Below are 4470 nucleotides of genomic sequence, written 5' to 3' on the forward strand. Positions count from 1 at the left end.
CGACTGACCGCCAGCCGTCGCCCGCAACTCCAGGCGGCAGCAACCCTGGAAAAACAGGGCTGGCAGATCCATCGCCAAGGCGGTGTCGGACCGGCATTTCCATCCATGGCCCGGCAAACGCGGCAAGTCGCCGATGCCGGCGTGGTCATGCAGAAGTCCGACAGATGGCTTGGCGCACTTTGCGTGCTTTTTTTCAAATGCCGGCGAATTGCCTTCCATGACAATCCGGCAAAGCAGAGCGTTTCGCCCTGCAACAAACCGACACATGACAAGCCGGCGAAATTCTTGCACTATTGTGGATAGCCTCGCCTGCGGACGGGATCGCTCGTTCGAGCGGTCCGGTCCGGACCGGGGCGACGGTATGGAAGGCAAACGCTAACGTGTGGAGTCGACCCATCATGACCGGGACGCAGTGCCAGGAGGCACGGCTGCGCCTAGGCTGGTCGACACGGATGCTGGCGAACAAGGCTGGCGTTCCGTGGTACGCCGTGATGAACCTCGATTACGGCACCGGTGAAGTCGACGCGGCCATCGTGGACGCGCTCGCCCGCGCCTTCAAGCAGGCGGGCCTTGAGTTGCGCTGAGGGGGCGGTTGCCGGCCAGCCCCCTCTCCCCTGTAGCCTGCGCAGACCGTCACAGGCTGAATTTTCCACGCACTGAACTTTTCTTTCGGCGGCCGTCCCTCAGCTGGTCTTGCCCGCCTTTCCTTTTTTCGCTGGACGGTCGATCTGCTTTGCCGACTCGGTATCGGGGGTGATCGGCTTGCCGGTGTCTGACACCGCCTTGGCCGCCTCCAACGGATCGGCGATGTCGCGGTCGGGATCGTTGGACAGCAGATTGTCGGATATCCGGTCCACCTTCGCTTTGTCATCTGCCATGGCATGGCTCCTCAGAATGGGCATCTGCATCACAACAGCCTGCGGCGGCATTCGTGCCGAACCATTGCCGCCGGCTTGCGGATCCGACGGATCCTGCCAAACCCATCCTGCCGCCGCATCGGCCGCAGCGGATTTTCACGTTTTGCGAAAATATATAGGTTGATGAACGCAACATTGGGTGCAATTTTGTCAATCGGCGCAACTTTTCTGTATGCTGCGTTGAGGTTTCAAATTTTTATCAATGGGTTGAAACGGAGAAGAATCTGATGTCATCCCCGAAGGATTATCTTTTATCCTCCTTCAATGCCCTTAACATCGAGAAACCTGTCGATATATTTTACCAATCTATTTTCTGCCTTTCCGCGTCTCTCCCAGACGATCAAGTCTATACGCAGGATGCGTTACAATCCTTCGATGGAAAATACCAGAGCGAATACACAGCGCAAACGCTCCAAACCACCTATACAAAATCATTTGGATTGGAAGCTGACTACGCAAAAGTAAGTGGCGACGCTCAGACAAACTACACTGATAGCAAATACACTCAAACAACATCCTTCAACAGCAGCTATTACAGTTATATATCCTGCGGCGTGACGTCATTGAAGGATGATGACAGCGCATATATTCTCAGCACCTTGAAGCCCGATCTGGTGAACGCACTGAACGGCATCACCACCGCTGCTCAGGCGAAGGCATTCACCGACAGCTGGGGCACTCATCTGATCACCAGCGTGAAGCTGGGCGGCAGCCTATTCATCGCCATTCAATCCGCCACCATGACCGAAGAAGATCGGCAGAGCGTCGAAAACTCGGTCAGTGCGTCCTACCAGGGTGCAGGCAACAGCATCACGGCAACCGCAAAGGCCGCACAAGAGGTAGCGACGACATCGACCAAGGCGTCAGTCGACCAACAAACCGCGGCCGTCGGCGGCAGCGCCGTGCTTGCCTCCAGCATCAACTGCCTCGACCCGTCGACGTTCCAGGCCTGGGCCAACAGTTGCACGTCGGAGACCGTCCAGGCACTGAACAAGTCGGTCACCTTCTTCAACCTGCTGCCAGCGGAGTCGACGGCAAGGTCGGTGCTGGAGCGCTATGTCCAGATAGCGCTGCTGGCAAAGAGCCTCAATCATCCGTCCTATCTGCACCGGACCGTACAGCTCGAACCCTACAAGACCTTCACGGTCTCGGTGGCAACGGACGAGGGGGAGCGGATCCTCTGCGGCGAAGCCGCGCTGTCGGATCATTCGAACAGCTTCCTGATGGGGTCCTTTTCAAACCTGGACAGCACCGGGGAATCGCGTCCTGGTCCGCATCGACCCATGATCCGGGGAACCTGGACGGGAACCCTGACCGCCTACGCCTTCCCCGTCTACGATCCCACCGTCTTCTGACGATCACGGTCAGCAGCAACACGGTGCAGAGCAGCACGTCGGGCGGGGACGAGGTTTGGGCGACCGTCCAGGGCCTGCTGGTGGGGGGCGGAACCAAAAGCACCACCAACGGCAGCAGCTCGGTCAAGTTCGTCTATGCCAGCTATCCGTCGCCGGCCCCCGGCAACAGCTATTATACGGAGTGGATTTCCCGGAGCTACGACTACATCAACAAGGCGAGCAGCACTTCGCTCACCTCCTACGCCATTGGACTGATCCTTCCGAGCGACCTTTCGGCGAGATCGGTGTTCACCGTCAATCAGACCGACGCCGCCGAATTCGGCGAATCGATCGCCGACGCGCCGGCCTCGCAATTCGTTTGCGGCGGCGGTCTCTGCCTGACATTCGTCGACAATGCGCAGAACTTCCCGACCGCCTCCTATCCGGACAGCCTCTATTCCTGGCGAGTGACCAATGTCGATGCGAATGGCAGACATGCCAAGGCCTTAACGACAGCCTACGCCATCACGTTGAACGCCGAGGCCATCGTCTGACGGTTGTGCTACTGAATTCATTATCGTATAGGATGCGCACGAGGGCGCGCAACTTCGGCATCACGTTGCGCGCCTTGCTTCTCAGTCGAGCTTTCAGAGGTTTCCAAAATGGAAGAAGAAATTGAATTCGGCAATTTTGAGTATTTTCCAGGAGGCGTTCCAACCGGGGAATATTTCGCACAGAAATTGTGGATTTTAAAAGCAATTATTAGAAGAAATGAAAAAGAATTGGACTTTCAAGATTTGTGCTATATGGGGGCAATGTCTTATTTTGAGGCTTTTTTTAAAGATTTATTCGCAGCATCCCTGAATATATCTCCATCGCTGTCAAAAAACATAAGTGATAAAGATAATAACAAAAATGCAAGACGAAACCATTCTCCTGACATCGACCGCGATATTGATATCATGCCGGGATTTTTGTTAAGTGATAAGAAGGATTTTGGAACGGCTGATAAAGTGAATAAAATATACAGTGATACACTTGGAATCACCCCATTCGGACCTCAAGAAAAAGAATATTTTGACAGGGCGAAATCAATTCGCAACCTCATTGTTCATCATGGTGGGATTTATAACACAAAATACAGACCCGAGAGATTTACGAAAGAAATAAATGAAAAATACAAATTATTCTACAGAAGCGTTAGCATATCGCACAAAGATAATTATATTCTTATAGATAACATGGCAAGCCTGGCTCGACGAACGGTGGTTGACGTAAAGAATGTCATCGAAAAACATGCGGAAGAGAACGGGATACATCTCGATAAAGATCGACGAGATGTGCTGGATCTTCTTGCCATATGTTCAACGGAAGAAGAATTCTATAAAATTAACGAACCTCCTGAAGACTAATAAGAAAATTGAACAACTTACCAGTGCGGGGCAGACGGCGTCTCCTAAACGGATAAGCACGGGATTTGGAATTCTCAGTCCCATCGATCTGCATATGACATGATCGGTCCGATTTGAACCGCCGGAGTCTGCCCGGAATATTTTCAAGCACCGGGCAGACCCCAAGCCTTTGGCTCTCCGTGCATATCATGCTTCGCACACATCCGCGCAGACCGAGCGCACTCTAGCCGTCGCCGCCGCCCTTCTGCGCCAGCACCAGCAGGATCTTCTCCTCCAGCTGCTCGGGCGTGAAGGGCTTGGCGATGTAGCCACTGACCTGGTGGGCCAGCGCCTTCTTCACCGCCTCCAGCGTCGCCAGCGCCGTCACCATCAGGAAGGGCAGATCGCTGCGTGCCTCGCGCACCTGTTTCAGCAGGTCGAGACCGCTCAGCCGCGGCATCATCCAGTCGCAGACGATCAGGTCATAGGCGGCGCCGTCGGCCCGGAAGCGCTCCAGCGCCTCCTGACCGTCGGCGGCGGCATCGACATGGCCGATGCCAAGCTCCTGCAGGACGGAGATGACGAAGGCGCGCGGCCCGGCCTCGTCATCCACCACCAGCACGCGCTGGGCGGCAAGGTCGATGAAGGGCACGCCGACCATGGCGAGCGACTGCCGCAGCCAGTTGGCCCGTGCCGTCCGTTCCTTCGGACCCGGCGCGTTCAGCAGCACCTGACGGACGAAGCGCGGCCGGTGGCAGTGGCGGTAAAGCACGCGGGCCACCGCCAGCCGGCTCTTGCCGGCGCAGAACGCCCCTTCCCCCGCAGCCG

At 55.8% G+C, this 4470-nt stretch carries 7 protein-coding genes; 5 read left to right on the top strand and 2 right to left on the bottom strand.

What is annotated here, in order from left to right:
- Together I71_RS38555 and I71_RS27440 are read left to right on the top strand one after the other, a co-directional pair.
- Positions 1 to 303, top strand: a 303-nt coding sequence (locus I71_RS38555) for a hypothetical protein (RefSeq protein WP_159107442.1), incomplete at its 5' end; no start/stop codon positions are given.
- A 95-nt stretch (positions 304 to 398) separates the two neighbouring features.
- Positions 399 to 584, top strand: coding sequence for a hypothetical protein (locus I71_RS27440; RefSeq protein ID WP_042701480.1), 186 nt, complete (start codon positions 399 to 401; stop codon positions 582 to 584).
- 99 nt (positions 585 to 683) lie between these two features.
- On the opposite strand, the gene I71_RS27445 is transcribed toward I71_RS27440, so the two are convergent.
- Positions 684 to 929, bottom strand: coding sequence for a hypothetical protein (locus tag I71_RS27445; RefSeq protein ID WP_211098443.1), 246 nt, complete (start codon positions 927 to 929; stop codon positions 684 to 686).
- Positions 930 to 1144: 215 nt separating this feature from the next.
- Between I71_RS27445 and I71_RS27450 the strand changes: the two genes are divergently transcribed.
- The 3 genes from I71_RS27450 (at position 1145) to I71_RS37820 (ending at position 3663) form a co-directional block, all read left to right on the top strand.
- The gene (locus I71_RS27450) at positions 1145 to 2272 is read left to right on the top strand and encodes an MAC/perforin domain-containing protein (RefSeq protein ID WP_083897430.1); all 1128 of its coding nucleotides are present in this window, start codon (positions 1145 to 1147) and stop codon (positions 2270 to 2272) included.
- Positions 2273 to 2295: 23 nt separating this feature from the next.
- The gene (locus I71_RS27455; RefSeq protein WP_042701490.1) at positions 2296 to 2805 is read left to right on the top strand and encodes a hypothetical protein; all 510 of its coding nucleotides are present in this window, start codon (positions 2296 to 2298) and stop codon (positions 2803 to 2805) included.
- A gap of 108 nt (positions 2806 to 2913) precedes the next feature.
- On the top strand, positions 2914 to 3663 hold the full coding sequence (locus tag I71_RS37820) for a hypothetical protein (RefSeq protein WP_148294384.1): 750 nt from the start codon (positions 2914 to 2916) through the stop codon (positions 3661 to 3663).
- Between the two features lie 223 nt (positions 3664 to 3886).
- Here I71_RS37820 and I71_RS27460 read toward each other — a convergent pair.
- Positions 3887 to 4470, bottom strand: a 584-nt coding sequence (locus I71_RS27460) for a response regulator (RefSeq protein WP_199902273.1), incomplete at its 5' end; no start/stop codon positions are given.

Source organism: Azospirillum sp. B506 (assembly GCF_000333595.1).
In the GTDB taxonomy this organism is placed as follows: Bacteria; Pseudomonadota; Alphaproteobacteria; order Azospirillales; family Azospirillaceae; genus Azospirillum.

Bases quoted from the DNA above. Each gene is read 5' to 3' on its own strand.
- I71_RS27440 (WP_042701480.1), top strand. From the start codon at position 399: ATGACCGGGACGCAGTGCCAGGAGGCACGGCTGCGCCTAGGCTGGTCG.
- I71_RS27450 (WP_083897430.1), top strand. From the start codon at position 1,145: ATGTCATCCCCGAAGGATTATCTTTTATCCTCCTTCAATGCCCTTAAC.
- I71_RS37820 (WP_148294384.1), top strand. From the start codon at position 2,914: ATGGAAGAAGAAATTGAATTCGGCAATTTTGAGTATTTTCCAGGAGGC.
- I71_RS27445 (WP_211098443.1), bottom strand. From the start codon at position 929: ATGCCGCCGCAGGCTGTTGTGATGCAGATGCCCATTCTGAGGAGCCAT.